Origin of the sequence: Nocardia sp. NPDC058244 (genome assembly GCF_042882065.1) — a bacterium.
GTDB lineage: Bacteria > Actinomycetota > Actinomycetes > Mycobacteriales > Mycobacteriaceae > Nocardia.
The window spans coordinates 384,903-400,943 of the sequence record NZ_JBHVWX010000009.1 but is presented as its reverse complement, the minus strand read 5'-3'; the positions used below and the strand labels follow the sequence as shown (position 1 = coordinate 400,943).

The following is a 16,041-nucleotide window of genomic DNA, read 5'->3' as shown; positions in this document are numbered from 1 at the left end:
GCCGTCCGGGCTGAATGCCACCGCGGACACTGCGTCGGTGTGGCCGGTGAGTGGTTGACCGATCGGCTTTCCGGTGGCGGGGTCCCACAGCCGGACGGTGGCGTCGTTGCTGGCGGTGGCGAGGCGGGTTCCGTCCGGGCTGAATGCCACCGCGGACACTGCGTCGGTGTGGCCGGTGAGTGGTTGACCGATCGGCTTTCCGGTGGCGGGGTCCCACAGCCGGACAGTGGCATCCCCGCTCGCGGTTGCGAGTCGGGTCCCGTCCGGACTGAACGCCACATCCCACACCACGTTGGTGTGGCCGGTGAGTGGCTCAGCGACCGGTATCCCGGTGGCCGGGTCCCACATCCGTACGCTGGCGTCCCAGCTGGCGGTGGCGAGTCGGGTGCCGTCCGGGCTGAACGCCACCGCGGACACTGCGTCGGTGTGGCCGGTGAGTGGTTGACCGACCGGTCTTCCGGTGGCGGGGTCCCACAGCCGGACTGTCTTGTCCCCGCCGGCGGTGGCGAGCCGGGTGCCGTCCGGACTGAACGCCACCGCGAGCACCAGGCTGGTGTGGCCGGTGAGTGCTTGACCGACCTGCGTCCCGGTGGCGGGGTCCCACAGCCGGACGATGTTGTCCCCGCCGGCGGTGGCGAGTCTGGTGCCGTCCGGACTGAACACCACATCCTGCACCGCATCGGTGTGGCCGGTAAGTGGTTGACCGACCGGCTTTCCGGTGGCCGGGTCCCACAGTCGCAAGGTCTTGTCCCCGCTAGCGGTGGCGAGTCTGGTGCCGTCCGGGCTGAATGCCACCGTGGTCACTGCGTCGGTGTGGCCGGTGAGTGGTTGACCGATCGGCTTTCCGGTGGTGGGGTCCCACAGCCGGACTGTCTTGTCCCCGCCGGCGGTGGCGAGCCGGGTCCCGTCGGGACTGAACGCCACATCCTGCACACCGTCGGCGTGGCCGGTAAATGGTTCACCGACCTGCCTACCGGTGGCGGGGTCCCATAGCCGCACGGTCTTGTCCCAGCCGACGGAGGCGAGCCGGGTTCCGTCCGGGCTGAACGCCACCGCGAACACCAGGCCGGTGTGGCCTATCAGTGGTTCGCGGACTTGCAGCGCGGCGTGCTGGCCGAAGGCGACGCGGGCGTTGACCAATGCGTCGGTGGCCTGCCACAGCGGGGCCGGCGTCGCGTGGCTGCTCTCGGCGGCCAGCGCGAGGGCAAGAGCGCTGTTGGTGGTGGCAGCATCGCGAGATGCTGCGGCCAAGGCAAGGGCGACGGCCTCGTTGCGTTGACGGACCGCCTCTCGTCGCTGCACGATCGCGATCGCCGCTCCGACGACAGCGAGGATCGTCAACAGGACCAGCCCGGCAACCGCCGCACGCCGCAACCGGTGGAAACGGCGTTGCTCGCGCAGATCCTCGCTGGACAACTCGTACTTGGGTTTACCGTGGATCGGTGCCGCCAGATCGGTGACCTTCTCCCGGAACAGCGGTATGTGATGATCCCACGGTGCGTCCGCGCTGACGTCGACGTAGAACGGCTCGGCCGCAAGAGCCCCAGGCTGCGTCAGCACGGGCAGGGCGACATCGGACCGGTCCGGATCGAACCGCCCGATGTTCTCGTCCCAGGTCAGATTCCCGTCGGCCACTACGAACAGCAGGTGGTCCGGACCGCGCCGCGCCAGCCAGTGAGCGACCTCCTTGTTCACCCAACCTGATGCGACCGCGTGCGGGGACAGCACCACGATCAGGTACCGGGCACGGTCCATCGCCTCGGTGACCCTGCCCCACAGATCCGGGCTGGCGGTCAAATCGGTGGCGTCACGGAACACCCGCAGGGCGTGTAGCTGGCCCATGCGACGTCCGATGCGGTGTAGGCCCTTCTGAATTCCCGCGGCGACCGGCCGGTCATGGTGGGCATAGGAGATGAAGGCGTCGTAGTCGAACGACGTCCCTTGCCCGCGGGCCTGATGCTCTGGAGTCTGGGCGGCCTGAGCGCACATTGGTGATCTCCCCGCTTCAGCCGGTCGAGTGGTGTGGACGGGATGATCTGAGCCTGACGCAAACGCCAACGGTTGTCGCGGGTACGCCGATACTCGACTTCGCAAAGAGGTCGGCTGGAGTCTCGTTTCGGCGGCGATGGCGGGATCTGGACCTCGGCCGGCGTTCGCCTAGTTCGCGACAGTGCGAGCGCTCCTCGCGGCTCGATGGCTGCTTCGCCGCGAGACGCTTGGGAGTCCTGAGAGATGTGGCGGTGCTGATCGGGGCAGAAGACGCCCAGATCAAGTCCGAGCGGATTGGGAGGCGAGCCCCTCGGACATGCGGACGTCAGACTTGGGCTTCGGTTGCGCGCCCCCGGGCCCAAGGGCGCCCGGGACCACGCAGGCTGGGGTAGGTGTGCTGATCTTGGTGATTCCCTGTCGGGCCTCCTCGATGACACCATCGAATGGCCCTCGCCGCTCCGACACACGCTGTCTTCTTGCACGAATCTCACACGCCGCTTACAGGTTTCATACAGAAGATCCAGCTGTTCGTGGGACGATGGCGTCGGCGATGTACGTGCCAGCGACGTAACTGGGTGTTCTCCACTGCGGTGCAGCAGATCGGATGGATGCCAACGGGCTCAGGTCAAAGGGTGATCGACATGCACCGTCAATGCTCGATTCCTTGGTTGACGACGATGCCGACCGGACCATCGCTACCACAGGACGATCACACCAGCAGCCGAGAATCACGTGAGCGCCGGCTGGCTAGCTGAAGCTTAGCTGCCGGTCCGGACCGGCATTGGTCGGAACATTGCCTTGGCCCCGCACATTCGACCGCCCCCACAGGACTGCATAGAGACGTCGCCGTCCACGATCGGGTGCCCGTCCGGACAAGCCGAACGTATGACCAAGCCACGCCGATCCCCAGAAAGCACGACATGCCTAGTACGACCGACGCATTCTTCAACATCCAAGAAACGGCTGGCTTCTACTCGCAGCTAGCGGGCGTCCTGGCGGGCTTTTCGTTCGCAGCACTCATGCTTCTGATGACCGCGCGGCTTGCCCCCGCCGCAAGCGGTTCCAGCCAAGCCGGCGCATCGAACTTCGGGGCAGCGGTCAGGATCCTCATCATCTCCTTTCTAGGTCTGGTTCTGACCAGCCTCGACTACGCCTTGCTGGCGGGCGAAATAGCAGGACGGCATCGAGCCAACACTCTGGAGATCGTGGGGGGCGTCTCCTTCGCCATCGCGGCCCTCTTGCTGGTTTATGCGATCATTCTGACGATCGACGCTGTAAATACCGCAGTGGCACAACCTGATTCAGAGTTGGAGTCGGTCGCGAAAACCTTGCGAGGAACTCTGGCTCTGGTACTGGTACCTCTGAGCCTCATGTTGATCTATAACGGCATTCAAGACTACAACTTCGCCAAGTACGGCCACCCTCGGACGACCAGCCTGGACTATGTGACCTGGTCGCTGATTGCTGTGCAGGTGCTCGCTGGAACACCTCTGTACTTCCTCCTTCTCGGGAAAGGTCCTACATCATCGCGTATCAAGGAGATCAAGATCGTTTCCTATGTGGCGTTCATTGCGCTGCTGGTGATCTCAATCGTGTACTCAGTCATCATCGCGGCCATCACTGATGGTGGACTCGGTAGTCCACTCATTCCTTACCTGTGCATCGTTTCATCGTCGGTTCTGGCGTTCCTCTTCGTCATACACCTGGCTCGGACTCACACGTGATTCGAGTGTGTGCGCTGGCGCCGATGACGGAGATGACCGCCGCGGCTGGGTGTTCGTTCCGACGATCCCGCTAGCCATCGCCAGCTGATTGGCAGGCGGGTTCGTTGGCCGTGGCCTGGCCAACGGTCGAACCATCGTCGGTCTCAACCGATCGCAAGCGCTCCGGTCCCCTCCGGCCGCTATCGGCATGTGCTTGTCTGCGACGACGGGTGAGACCGACCGTTGTGGATAGCGAGTGCGTCCCCCCTCCGGGCACCAGCGTTATCCCCAACAGGGGGTGTCGTAATGACCATTCGATGCTCCAGGTGCGCATAGCGCACTTGGAGCTCTATTGCGTTATATAGCTCCTTCTTGTACTCCTGGCGCCTCCGGCCAGGATCAGTCGGACATCGCCGTGCGATTCGATGAGCTTGCGGAGCTCGGTCTCGCTGAACTGTTCTCGTGTGGGCAGGCTGTTGAGCTCGACCTGTGCGGAGGCTTTGTCGGCTTGAGGGAGGTTCTCTGTTGGAGGGTGGATTTCCCGAACAGGACTACCTGGCGGGATTGTGCGGGCTCGGCACGGGAAAGGCCCTGTCGACGAGCGCCGCGCGTAGCGCGTCGCGTTGACTCGCGAAGAACGACCGCGACACCGGTGCCTTCGGCAGGATCAGGTCGAAACCATGGAATGCGCCCGTGACGATCTCGACTGTGCATGGGACGCCGGCGTCGGCCAGGCGTTTCGCGTACGCCGTGGACTCGTCGTGGAACAAGTCGGCGGTGCCGACGCCGATCCAGGCGGGCGCGGTTCCGGAAAGGTCGGTGCGGCGTGCCGGTACGGCGATCTTCGGATCGGTGTCGCCGAGGTAGGCGGCCCAGCCGAAGTGGTTGCTGCGCCGATCCCACAACCGCCATCGGGTGTCGTCCAGGTCGGACCGGGCCGAGGTCCGGTCGTCGAGCATGGGATAGACGAGCAGCTGGTATGCGGGCGTGACCTCGCCGCGGTCCCGGGCGAGCAGCGCGAGGGCCGCGGCGAGGCCGCCGCCCGCGCTGGCGCCGCCGATCGCGACCCGTCGCGCGTCGATGTCGGAGCGTCGCGCGAGCCAGGTCATCGCGTCGTAGCAGTCCTCGAGGCCCGCGGGATACGGATGCTCGGGGGCGAGCCGGTAGTCCACCGCGGCAACGACGATGCCGAGGGACTCGGCGAGATCGCGGCACACCGCGTCGTCCTGTTCCGGCACTCCGAAGACGTACCCTCCGCCGTGAATCCACAACAGCGCGGGAAGCGGACCGGTCATCGGGTGGCGCGGGCGGTGGAGCCTGATCCGGACCCCTGCATCCGTGGTCGCCTCGGTGGCATAGGGAGAGGAGCGCAGTCGCAGAAGGCGGACAAGCCTGCGCAAGAGCGGCAGTGACCTGCGGGAAATGGCGCGGCTCGGTGCGACCGCCGCCACCGAACGTAGATCCGGATGGAAATCGTGCAGTGAGAACCTGGCCCGGAGTAGTTTCCATCCGGGGGTGGAGGTGTGGCGATCCACGGTCGGTCTCCCCATGTCGCTGATGGTATCAAGCAATTTAGAACATGTTCTAGTTTCTCGGCGAATCGCGCCGCGCCGGATCCGGGCCGCCGTACTTCCGGCGCGGTCGCGATGATCCTCCCACCGGTGCTCTCCCTCGGGGAGGGGAGCACCGGCCCGGCGCGCTATACCGGATCGGGCGCGGACTGCGTGGCCAGCAGTGTGGGCGCGGGGTTGGCGATCGGCAGGCCGAGGAACCGGCGCGCGTTGTCGCCCATGAAGTCGTAGGTCCGCTGCACGTCCATGTCCTCGGCGTACTTCCAGTAGCCGAGGGGCTCGGCGAGACCCTCCGGGTGCGGGTAGTCCGACCCGAAGAGCACCTTGTCCCACCCGACCGTGTCGACCACGTCGGCGACGCAGCCTTCCCAGAACGGGCTCACCCAGATATTGCGCCGGAACACCTCGTGCGGGTGCTCGGGGAAGTTCTGCGGCATCTTCTTGTAGAGGTCCTCGAAGTCGTGGAACAGCGGCTGGATCCACGAGCTGCCGTTTTCGACGCTGGCGATCCGGAGATTCGGGAACCGGGTCAGGGTTCCGTGGCAGATGAGGCTGGTGATCATGTCGGCGATCTCGCGATGCCCCAGGGTCATCCACCGGAACGAACTCTGCGCCATGAAGTTCGCCGTGTGCGGCGGTTCCCAGCGGGCGATGTAGCTGTCGAGCGGCGGGTAGCTCGCGTGCAGGACCACGGGCAGGCCGGCGGATTCCACATCGCGCCAGAAGGGGTCGAACTCCGGCAGGGCGGGCGAACGCCAGCCGTGTAGCCCGTTGACCGGTCCGGGCTTGATCAGCACGGCTTTGGCGCCGTGGTCGAGGACATAGGCGAGTTCCCGCTGTGCCGCATCGACTTCGGACAGGTTGATGATCGGCGTCGAGAACACGCGATTCTCGTAGTTGTAGGTCCAGTGTTCGGCCATCCACTGGTTGAGGGCGTGGATGATCGCCAGGGTCAGTGCGGGATCGTCGGCGGCCGAATGCTCGACGAGGCTGGCCAGCGTGGGGTAGTTCAGCGCTTCGACCACGCCCTGGCGATCGAGCTCGGCGATCCGGTCCGCCGGGTTCCGGGTCCCCGAAGGCGCGTCGATCGCGGGCCCCTGCATTTCACGCAGAGTGAGTCCCTCGGTGTTCTCTCCGGCGAAGAACTTCTCGTGTGCGCCGGGGGCGGCCACCCGCTCGAAGGTCGGGTTCGGGATGAAGTCGGTGACCTGGTTGTTGATCACGATCCGGGTCTGGCGGCCGATCTGGGCGAACTGCACCGCGCGCTCGTACCGGTCCGGCAGGTACCTCGTCAGCGCGTCGGGGTTCTCGTACATGTGCTGGTCGGCATCGAAAATCGGTGCGGCACGGAATTGTTCGTCGGTGCTGCTCACAGTCGCCCTCCTCGGGAGCTGGGTTGTCGCTCCGGGCCGCGCTGCGCGTGAGGCGAAGGCGGGACGGCCCGGTGGCCCTGGATCACCCCACGGGTAATTGTCTTATTTACGGTAAACCATACAGTAACGGATCAGGGACGGGATCGGGGAGTCGTGCCGACGGGGAATCGCAGCAGCGATTCCTGGGCGAAGGAGGCGATCAGGGTGCCGTCCTCGCCGAATATGTCGCCCTGGCCGTAGCAACGGCCGTGCCCGACGAGCGCCGGACGATGGCGCAGCAGCAGCCAGCCCTCGGTGGGCATCGGGTGGTGGAACCACAGCGTGTGGGAGGTGGTGGCGGAGGTGAAGTCCCGGCCGTTGCCGTGGTGGTCGATGCCGGGAAACGGTCGCAGCGCGGTCGCGATCACATGGAGGTCGCTCGTATAGGCCAACAGCGCCGCACGGGCGCCGGAGTCGTTGCCGGGCAGGCGCATCCACAGGTCGAAGTCGGCGCCGTCGGCGCCGTCGCCGGGTGCCGAGGTCGCTCGCGTGTCCCAGGGCAGGAGCTCGATCTCGACGCGGTGCTCGGCCCCGGGCACCGACAGGGCCGGGTGGTCCGGCTGATACGCGGGGCCGTGTTCGTCGCTGTGCAGGGAGATCGCGCAGGTGGCGATCGTTCGTTCGCCCTGCCGCGCCGAGACGGTCAGCGCGCCGAACGAGCGCCCGAGGTGGACGGGGTCGATGAGATAGGTGACCGGGTCGTCGGTGCGTCCTTCCCTGGTGAACAGGACATGCAGGGATTTGATCGACCGGTCCGGCGCGTGGACGTGTGCCGCGCGCACGAACTGGGCGAGGAGCTGGCCGCCGAACAGGCGCCGGTGGGGCAGTTGCTGATTGGCTCCGGTGAGCACCCGCGGTGCTGCGCTCGGCGCCGAGGGCGCGGTGCGGGCCGCGCGCGGATCGGGTTCGCGCAGATCCAGGCAGGTCATGAGGTCGTGCAGCACGTCGGTCACGAGCTGATGATACGTTCTACTGGAATAATTACAGTAGTTGATTCGACAAAGCATCGTGGAGGGTCGGATGACGGGGAATCGCGACTCGAAGTGGCTCGGCGCCGCCCGTGTCTGGGCGCTGCTCGTGGCCTGTCTCGCGGTCGGGCTCGTGATCGCGGGCATGGTCGCGCTCTACGGAGCCCTGCCGAGCATCGCCACCGCGACCGGCGCATCGCAGCAGCAATTGACCTGGATCACCGATTCCTACACCCTCGCACTGGCCTGCCTGGTGCTGCCGGGTGGTGCCCTCGGTGATCGGTACGGGCGCCGCCGGATGATGGTGGCGGGCTTGATCGTTCTGGCCGCCGGTTCGCTGATCCCGCTGGTCGTGTCGGGCACGGTCTGGCTTATCGCCGCGCGAGCGGTCACCGGTGCCGGTGCCGCGCTGGTCATGCCGTCGACCCTGTCGTTGCTGACCGCGGAGTTTCCCGCGTCGCGGCGTGGGCTGGCGGTCGGAATCTGGGCGGCGGCGGTGGCCTGCGGTGGCGCGATCGGACTGCTGGGTGCAGGCGCCCTGCTCATGTGGTGGTCGTGGACGGCCATTCTCGTGGCGATGGCCGGTGCCGGGCTGATCCTGGCCGTGGCCGCGTGCACGGTGGCCGAATCCGTCGAGGAGTCGCGACTCCGGTTCGACACGGCCGGTGCGGTGGTCGGGGCGGTGGCCGTCGGTTCGGTGGTGTTCGCGGCGTCGGAGGTGCCGTTGGTCGGGTGGAGCGATCCGCTCGTGCTCGTTCTCCTCACGGTCGGTCTCGGTGCCGCTGCGTTGTTCGTCGCGGTGGAGTTGCGGGCCGACGCGCCGATGCTGGATGTGCGGCTCTTCGCAGACCGGCGGTTCGGTTCGGGAGCGTTCACCATCACGGCCCAGTTCCTCGTGGTGTTCGGCGTTTTCATGCTGGTCGTGCAGTATCTGCAGCTGGTGCTCGGGTACGGCCCGCTGGGCGCGGCACTGGCGGTGGCGCCGATCATGGTTCCCCTCATGCTTGTCTCACCGGTCGCCCCGTGGCTGTCGGAGCGCGTCGGGTTGCGCGCCATGATGGCGTCCGGGCTGGCGGTGACCGCGGTGGGCATGTACGGCTTGGCCCGGCTGTCGGTAGGCAGTGGGTATCTGGACCTGCTGTGGTCGTTGGTCGTGATCGGCTTCGGCATCGCGCTGTCCGCGACACCGGCCACGGCGGCCATCGTCGGCGCGGTGCCGACGCACAAACACGGTGTCGCCGCGGCCGTCAACGATGCGACCCGTGAGGTGGGTGCGGCGATCGGGATCGCGGTCGTCGGGAGTCTGCTCGCCGCCGGGTATCGGGAGCGGATCGGCCCGGTGGTGGCGGCGCTGCCGCTGGAGTTGCGTGCGCCGGTGGCGGCCTCGCCTGCCGCGGCGCTGGAGGCGGCCGGGGTCTTCGGGCCCGCGGCGCGTCCGCTCGTCGAGCAGATCGAGGAGGCGTTCGTCCACGGGTCGGGCGCGGCGGCCACGGTGCTGGGGACCGGTGTGCTCGCCGCGGCTGTGGTCACCGTCTTCTGGGCGCCCGGCCGAGAGCGCTCCGCCGCCACCGATTCCGGGGTGGGCGAGCAGGCGTCCGAGTCCGCCCCGAACGACGCGCCGATCGTGGTCACCGGCAAAACGGCCGAGACGAACAGTTGACTGAATTATTTACTGTAATATCGACAGTAACTAGTTCACCCGAGAGGATGGTGCTCGATGGTCGAGCGCAACGGCGCCGGAACCGGCTCGCCTCGGTTTCCCGGTACGGATGACGACGAGCCCGTCCTCGGTGATCTGATCGGCACCACGACCCACGACCTGCTCGACTATTTCGAGAAGTGCCCGTCGTGCGGATACGCGGCGCAGGCGTCGGTCACCACGCGCGCCTTCTCCCGGGGTGTCGTGGAGCGCAGGCTCTTTCGCACTTGTGGCCTGCCCTGCGGTTGGCACGTCTCGACAGCCGAGGTCGTCGACGCGGTGCCGCTGACGCACTGCCGTGGGGTGGGCCGGCGAGCGGTGGCTACGTCGCAGCCCGGGTGAGGAACGTCCGGCGGACCACGCTGGCCGAGCCGGCGGCGAGGCCATCGCGCAGCGGTTCGTGGAGCAGCACGAGGTCGGCGGGGCCGCCCGGCTGGACGCGCCGGGGCCGGCCGCCGGGATCGTCCAGCGGCGCGAGGTAGGCATCGAGTGCCTGTGTGGGAGAGAGACATTCCTCCGGACCGAGGACCTCGCCCGCATCCGGGCGGCGATGGACGGCGGCCGCGATGACGGCCCAGGGATCCATCGGGCCGTATGGTGCGTCACTCGACAGCGCGACACCCACACCGGCGTCGAGCAGGGTGCGACAGCGGTACAGATCGGCCAGATCGTCGTCGGCGAGGTGGTCGCGGTAGTAGCTGCCACGCTGGGCGAGAAATCCGGGCTGGGTGACCACGCGCACGCCCCGGCTCGCGAGGGCGTCGATGATGTCGGCAGGCACGATTGCCGCGTGCTCGATACGGTCCCCGGGATACGGCCCGGCGACCTCGAGAGCGGCCATCAGCAGAACCAGCGCCTCGCGGGTCACGCAGTGGACCGCGACAGCGCGGCGATCCGCGTGCGCGGCGCGGACGCGCGCGACGAGGTCGTCGAACAACGGGAGCCCGGAATCGGCCAGCACGATCTTGTAAGGTCCGGCGCCGACGCGATCGGGATACTCCTGCGCGCTGCCGAGCGGGGCGCCCAGCAGCGAAACCCGTTGTGGTAGAACGCCGTCGGTCACAGCGGAGACTAGCGCCGCGTGCGACCGATCGGACAGGTCGGGCGTGGCGTCGGTGACCCCGGTGATCCCGAATCCCGTGAGGGTCGTACCCACCCCGTCGAGCCGCGGCGGCCCGGTGCGCGGCAGCCGGGTGCGCAGCCACGGGTCCGCCCGCCAGATCCGGCCCGTCGGGAGACCGTCGGTGCCGCATTCGACGCCCGGATGCGCGGGACCGCTGATTCCCGCGGCGGCGAGGGCGGCGGTGTTCAGGATCCACATCGCGCCGCTGCGATGCTGAATGCGGACGGGGCGTGCGGAATACAGCGCGTCCAGTGCCGCTGCGTCGAGATCGCCCGCGACGGTGTCGACGTAGCCTGTTCCGCGCACCCAGCCGTGTTCGTCACCGGGCGCGGCTGCCAACGCCGTCGCGAGGGCGGCGCGGTCTTGGACCGTGGGTGGTCCGCAACGCGTGGAGGTCGCGTCGGCGGCAATGGCGTGCAGATGCAGGTGATGGTCGTGGAGACCGGGGATCAGCGCACCACCGTGTGCGTCGATCACCTCGGCGGCATCTCGGGCGGACAGGTTCCGGCCGAGCTGATCCACGTGTCCGTCGCGGAGCCGCACATCCAGATCGGGGACGCCGTCGACCTCGGCGTGCCGGATCACGATGACGGTCACGGGACCGGAATCCGGAGGGAGCCGAGCACTCCGGCGGTGTCGGCGCCGGATTCCGGTGCGGGACCGGCCGGTGCTCGGGGAGTGGGGTCGGCCACCGGTATCGGGCCCGCCTCGGTGTCGGCGATCCACTGCTCACCGTGGCGCCGCAGGTGTACGGCCGGTTCGTCGGTCAGGGTCGCCGTGACGACGTCGGTCATAGAGAGGTCCCAGAGCACGCCGGATCCGTCGACAGGCGCCGAGGCCGCGAGCGCGGCGGCGGTGATCCCGGTCAGCGGGTCCGCGATCGCGTCACCGACGAACACCGGGGTGTTCGTGCCGATGTCGTGGGCGAGCAGACCCGCGGCCGCGGCGATGTCGTCGCCGAAACCCACCCGGTGCGAGGATCGGCCCGCCGCCGTGATCGACAGCCAGGAGGTCCCGCGCGCGACCGCGCGGGCGGCGTCGAGACCGAATCCGGCCAGCGCCCTGGGCCGGGAGGACTCGATGACGATATCGGCCGCGTCGACGAGCGCTGCCAGCGCGCGCCTGCCACCCGGTTCCTCGGGATCGAGCACCACGGATTCGTGGCCGTGGTGCAGCAGCGCGTAGAACTCGGGATTGCCCCGCCGCGCGCCGTCCGGGCGGTGGGGCGTTTCGACCTTGACGACGCGCGCACCGGCCAGCCCGAGTAGATGCGCGCAGAGCGGACCCGCCCACAGCGCGCTGAAATCCACGACGAGGAGTCCGGCGACCGGGCGAGCGGTCATTCCGGACGCCGTGCCGGGCCAGGGCGTCGCAGCGGGCGGGCGGAGGTCGGAGGTACCCGGCAGCCCCGGGACCGTGCTGTCGGCGCGGGTGCGGACGGGACCTGCCGCGAGACCGAGCAGTTCGGCGCGATGCCCCAGCTCGGTGCCGGGGTGCTCGCGGGCCCAGCGCGTCAGCGCGGGCCAGGGATCCGCGCCGTCGAGGTTCACGCCGACGAGCGCGCCGATCAGGTCGGGGTCGCCGGGCCGGGCACAGGACACCGCGGCCCAGCCGTCGGCGGTGCGCAGCAGTCGGCAATGGCGGCCCGCCGAGACCGCGCCACCGCGACGCAGCCCGGTGATCGCGGCGCGTTCGCCGAGCAGGCGCGCGCCGTCGAGCCCGATCGATGTCCCGGTAGCGGAAGCGAGGACGGAGATCAGCTCCCGAGCGTGCGTCGCGGCCCGCCCGGGCGGCATCAGCACGGGCCCGTCGGGCCGTCCGGTCAGCGCGACCACGCCACTGTCGGACCAGTCCACCACCGGTGAACCGGACTCGGACGAGCGGGGGAAAGACACAGCTCGATACTAGGGCGAAGGACGCGACAGCCGCCGTGCCACGATGAGCCGGTGAGCCGATATGTGAGCGACCCGGCGCTGGTGGACTTCGAACTCGATCTCGACGCGGACGGAACGCCGGTACAGCCACTGCTGGTCCTGGCGCTGGACGACTGGGCCGACGCGTCGCCCGCCCGGATCGCCGACACGGCGGCCCTGCTGTCGGGATCGCTCCGCGTCACCGTCGGTGTCCTGCGTGGCACGGCTCCGCCCGCGGTGACCCCGCTCCTGGACGCGCTGACCCTGACGCTGAGCGAAGGTCCGGAGGTATCCCACCAGGTCGTGACCCACCTCGATCCCGACGCGGCAGTACGGCAGCTCGAGGAAGCGACGCGACACAACCCGCGGGCGAGCGTGGCATTGGGCAGGCTCCTGCGCCAGACCGGTGTCGCGGACACCACCGTGGCACTGAGCAGCGAGGCCGCGGTGTACTCGATGCTGCTGGCGGGCAGCGAGTTCCGGACCTGGTTACGCGACCGGGGCGGTCCGCGTCCGGTGACCTTCCCGGACCGCCCACTGGTGCGATTCGACCGGTCCGGCGCGGAGCTCGCGCTCGTTCTCGATCACGCCGAACGTCGCAACGCCCTGAGCGCGCGCCTGCGCGAGGAACTCCTCGAGGTGCTGCGCCTGGCCGAACTCGACCCCGCGATCGAGCGGGTGCGGATAGCCGGGGCGGGCCCGGTGTTCTGCAGTGGCGGCGATCTCGACGAGTTCGGCACCGCCACCGACGTCGTCGCCGCCTACGAGGTCCGGCTCGAGCGCGCGCCGTGGCGCGTCATCGACCGGCTGCGCGATCGGACCATCGTGCATGTCCAGGGCGCGTGCATCGGCGCGGGCATCGAGATGGCGGCCTTCGCCGGACGGCTGGTCGCGGCGCCGGGCACCCGGTTCCGGTTGCCCGAGATCGCGATGGGACTGGTCCCCGGTGCCGGCGGCACGGTGAGCATCCCGCGGCGGATCGGGCGCTGGCGCGCGGCCTGGATGATGCTCACCGGCGATCCCGTCGACACCGCGACGGCGTTGCGCTGGAACCTGATCGACGACATCGGCACCGACTCGCGAGTCCACCTCTGACCGATCCGCTCCACCGCCTCACCTGATTCCGGTGGTTCGGGACGGCGATGTCACCGGCCGTCGACGAGCGCGGTCAACACACCGAAACTGTCGTGCGCTTCGACCGCCTCGACCGCGCGACGGACACCTTCCCGGGACACCTCCAGCGGCTGCATCCGCGCACCGGCCTCGGCGGTGCACACCGCGGCAAGGAACCAGTCGGTGGTCGCTGCCCGATACAGCGTCCACCACCGCGCACCGTCGACCGCGATTCCCGCGGCGGCGAGCCGGTCGACATACCGCTGGACCAGTGCTCGCTCGATCGTGCGCAGCAAGGCCGGATCCACCGACGCGGTCAGGAAATACGCGACATCGCGGATTCCCGCACCGGCGGACGCGATCTGCCAATCGAGGAACCCCGGCCCGTCGTCCTCGAAGAACAGGTTGCCCAGGTGTGGGTCGCCGTGCAGCAGGGTCTGTGGCAGGCTCGCCCAGAAGGTATCCATCTCGGCGCTGCGGAGATAGAAGATCCGGCAGGCCCGCGCGACCGCGTCCGGGATCATGTCGGCGGTGTGCCCCTTGATGTTTCGCAGGAGGAGCCGGCGGATCATCGTCCCCAGGTGCGTCTCTACCGCCGGGCGGTGGGCGAGGGGAGCGAGATCGCCCGCGAAACGGTCGCTGTTCCAGAACGCCGAGTGCAGGGCGGCCATCGCGTCGACGACCGCTTCGGCCTCGGCTCGGCTCACTGTGTCGACGACGGTCCGGAACCGTGCGGTCGCGGTGAGGTCCTCGAGCACCAGCGCGAAACGCGACCGCCGCGGATCCGATGCCGCCGCATGGCATCGCGGGATCCGCACCGGCGGATCCGCGCCCAGCGCCCGATAGGCGAGGACCTCCTTCTCGCCCAGCCCGAACAGATCGAGCAGGACATGCTGCGGATAGTCGCTCGGCGGCAGCTTCACGAACAGACGGTCGGGAATGCTGTCATCGTCGGCGGTGACGCCGAGGCGAGCTCGCGCCGCGGTGCCCGAATGGCTGTCGAGGACGGTGATGCCCCGGATCGACCCCTCGGGCTTGCCGAGTGCGGTGGCCAGCCACGCCGGTGTGATGTCGGCGAGCTGCGAGGGCACCCGCGAAGCGCCGGGGAACTTGCGGTTGCGGGCGGTGCGCGCCGCCCGGCGCGTGCCCTCGGCGAGGACACGCGCCGGGCGGGGTGTCCGCGGGTTCACCGACCGGCCCGGTCGGCCTGCTGCCGGGCGACGCGCTCGTCGTGGTGTCGTACGAGTTCGCGGAAGCCGATGCGCTCCCATCCGGGTTTCGGTTGCACACCCCACTCGTCGCGGGCGGTGGTCTGCCCGGCGCCCTCGGCCTGGCCGCCCAGCGGCGGCGCGTTGAACGCCGCGGGATATTCACAGGTCAGCGAGTCGTCGGAGTAGCGGACCTTGATCATCTCGTCACAGATCTCGTGCAGCGACAAGGTCGGCCAGCCGTACCAGAGGGCCAGCGCGGGCACGGTGAACGCGCCCTCGATGACGAGGGCGAACAGGCAGACGAAGATGCCGCGCTTGAGGAACTTGTGCATGCGGGCGAACGTCGGGGTGGTGCCGAGCGGAAGATCCTCTCCGGCACCGGTTGCTGAGTCGGTCATGAGTTGCTCCTGATAGCGGGGCCGGGTTCAGTCGGAGAAGATCTCGCGATTCACGGTGTGCAGGTAGGGGATCGCCAGGAAGGGCGTGATGTAGAAGATGTCGTAGAGCCACCAGCCGATGACCGGCAGCACGACACTGTCGAACCGGATGTCGGCGTACACGGTCATGTTGACGATGTAGCCGACCCAGATGACCACGCCGAACCAGCAGGTCACCGTCAGCCACTGGTGTCCCCACCGCTTCATCTGCAGGAACGCGATCGCGGCGGCGACGCGCATCGGGAACACGACGAGGATGCACGCGATCTCCCAGCCCTTCTCGCCCGGCGCGCCCGATCCGCCGATCCAGAGTTCGTTGTAGTGCCACCAGTAGCCGCCGTCGAAGAAGTTGCCCCAGGCGGTGAAGAACACGCGGGTGATGAGGGTGTGGCTGGCGCCGATGTCCAGGGCCCAGCCGACCGTGTTGAGGAAGGCGTCCAGGATGACGAGATAGCCGATCAGGGTGACGATCACGGGCCGCACGGAGAGCCCCGATCGCTGGGCCCTGCGCTGGAGCAAGACCCCGCGCAGGAACAGTGGCAGGCCGAAGATCCCGAGGACATAGGTGCCCATCAGCGCGGTGCCCGCGGTGAGCCAGCGATCGGCGCGCCGCTGCGCGAGCCTGCTGTCCTCGTGGTGCTGGTCGAAGGTGACGGTTGCGGTCATGGCGGTCCCTACCAGTCCCTGGTCATGCACATCTGCATCTGGATCAGGAACATCGTCAGCAGGAAGCCGTAGATGGCGATCTGGAAGACGATCAGCGCACGCTTGCGCCGGCGATCTTGTTCGTTCACGGGAACTCTCTTCTTCTAAGGTCCGCGCGGGCAAGGGGTTACCGCACGGTGCGGCGGAATGCGCCGGTGCTTCGTCAGAAGGTGCCGATGTTGTTCATGACCCAGTAC

At 68.5% G+C, this 16,041-nt stretch carries 13 protein-coding genes; 4 read left to right on the top strand and 9 right to left on the bottom strand.

What is annotated here, in order from left to right; all coding sequences use genetic code 11:
• On the bottom strand, positions 1-1,989 hold a 1,989-nt coding region (locus ACFVW6_RS28385; protein ID WP_387793190.1), incomplete at its 3' end, for a toll/interleukin-1 receptor domain-containing protein.
• Positions 1,990-2,909: 920 nt separating this feature from the next.
• Between ACFVW6_RS28385 and ACFVW6_RS28380 the strand changes: the two genes are divergently transcribed.
• Positions 2,910-3,713 carry a hypothetical protein gene (locus ACFVW6_RS28380; RefSeq protein ID WP_378826392.1) on the top strand — a complete coding sequence of 268 codons (804 nt, stop codon included), beginning with the start codon at positions 2,910-2,912 and terminating at the stop codon, positions 3,711-3,713.
• Positions 3,714-4,243: 530 nt separating this feature from the next.
• Here ACFVW6_RS28380 and ACFVW6_RS28375 read toward each other — a convergent pair.
• The 3 genes from ACFVW6_RS28375 to ACFVW6_RS28365 form a co-directional block, all read right to left on the bottom strand.
• A complete protein-coding gene (locus ACFVW6_RS28375) occupies positions 4,244-5,173 on the bottom strand; it encodes an alpha/beta hydrolase (RefSeq protein WP_378827028.1) in 930 nt (309 codons plus the stop codon).
• Between the two features lie 218 nt (positions 5,174-5,391).
• A complete protein-coding gene (locus ACFVW6_RS28370; protein ID WP_378827026.1) occupies positions 5,392-6,579 on the bottom strand; it encodes an amidohydrolase family protein in 1,188 nt (395 codons plus the stop codon).
• 188 nt (positions 6,580-6,767) lie between these two features.
• Positions 6,768-7,628, bottom strand: a complete 861-nt coding sequence (locus tag ACFVW6_RS28365) for an acyl-CoA thioesterase (protein ID WP_378826390.1) — start codon at positions 7,626-7,628, stop codon at positions 6,768-6,770.
• 67 nt (positions 7,629-7,695) lie between these two features.
• Here ACFVW6_RS28365 and ACFVW6_RS28360 point away from each other — a divergent pair, with 67 nt between their 5' ends.
• Both ACFVW6_RS28360 and ACFVW6_RS28355 read left to right on the top strand, forming a co-directional pair.
• Positions 7,696-9,303, top strand: coding sequence for an MFS transporter (locus ACFVW6_RS28360; protein ID WP_378826388.1), 1,608 nt, complete (start codon positions 7,696-7,698; stop codon positions 9,301-9,303).
• Positions 9,304-9,360: 57 nt separating this feature from the next.
• Positions 9,361-9,684 carry a hypothetical protein gene (locus ACFVW6_RS28355; protein WP_378826386.1) on the top strand — a complete coding sequence of 108 codons (324 nt, stop codon included), beginning with the start codon at positions 9,361-9,363 and terminating at the stop codon, positions 9,682-9,684.
• Here the strand turns inward: ACFVW6_RS28355 and ACFVW6_RS28350 are convergent.
• Positions 9,665-11,062, bottom strand: a complete 1,398-nt coding sequence (locus tag ACFVW6_RS28350) for an amidohydrolase family protein (protein WP_378826384.1) — start codon at positions 11,060-11,062, stop codon at positions 9,665-9,667. The two genes, ACFVW6_RS28355 and ACFVW6_RS28350, sit on opposite strands and share 20 nt — an antisense overlap.
• On the bottom strand, positions 11,059-12,360 hold the full coding sequence (locus tag ACFVW6_RS28345) for a CoA transferase (protein WP_378826382.1): 1,302 nt from the start codon (positions 12,358-12,360) through the stop codon (positions 11,059-11,061). The genes ACFVW6_RS28350 and ACFVW6_RS28345 overlap by 4 nt, the downstream gene beginning before the upstream one ends.
• Positions 12,361-12,411: 51 nt before the next feature.
• Here ACFVW6_RS28345 and ACFVW6_RS28340 point away from each other — a divergent pair, with 51 nt between their 5' ends.
• Positions 12,412-13,473: an enoyl-CoA hydratase/isomerase family protein gene (locus tag ACFVW6_RS28340; protein WP_378826380.1), complete on the top strand. Its 1,062-nt coding sequence runs from the start codon at positions 12,412-12,414 to the stop codon at positions 13,471-13,473.
• 50 nt (positions 13,474-13,523) lie between these two features.
• Here the strand turns inward: ACFVW6_RS28340 and ACFVW6_RS28335 are convergent, their stop codons facing one another.
• Genes ACFVW6_RS28335 through ACFVW6_RS28325 form a run of 3 tightly spaced genes read right to left on the bottom strand, consistent with a single transcriptional unit; the run spans position 13,524 to position 15,805 of the window.
• The gene (locus ACFVW6_RS28335) at positions 13,524-14,681 is read right to left on the bottom strand and encodes a phosphotransferase family protein (protein WP_378826378.1); all 1,158 of its coding nucleotides are present in this window, start codon (positions 14,679-14,681) and stop codon (positions 13,524-13,526) included.
• Entirely contained in the window at positions 14,678-15,100 is a 423-nt protein-coding gene (locus ACFVW6_RS28330; protein WP_378826376.1) for a hypothetical protein, read from the bottom strand. Before ACFVW6_RS28330 ends, ACFVW6_RS28335 begins: the two co-directional genes overlap by 4 nt.
• Before the next feature lie 27 nt (positions 15,101-15,127).
• Complete coding sequence (locus ACFVW6_RS28325) at positions 15,128-15,805, bottom strand: hypothetical protein (protein ID WP_355278415.1); 678 nt, start codon at positions 15,803-15,805, stop codon at positions 15,128-15,130.
• Positions 15,806-16,041 lie beyond the last annotated feature (236 nt).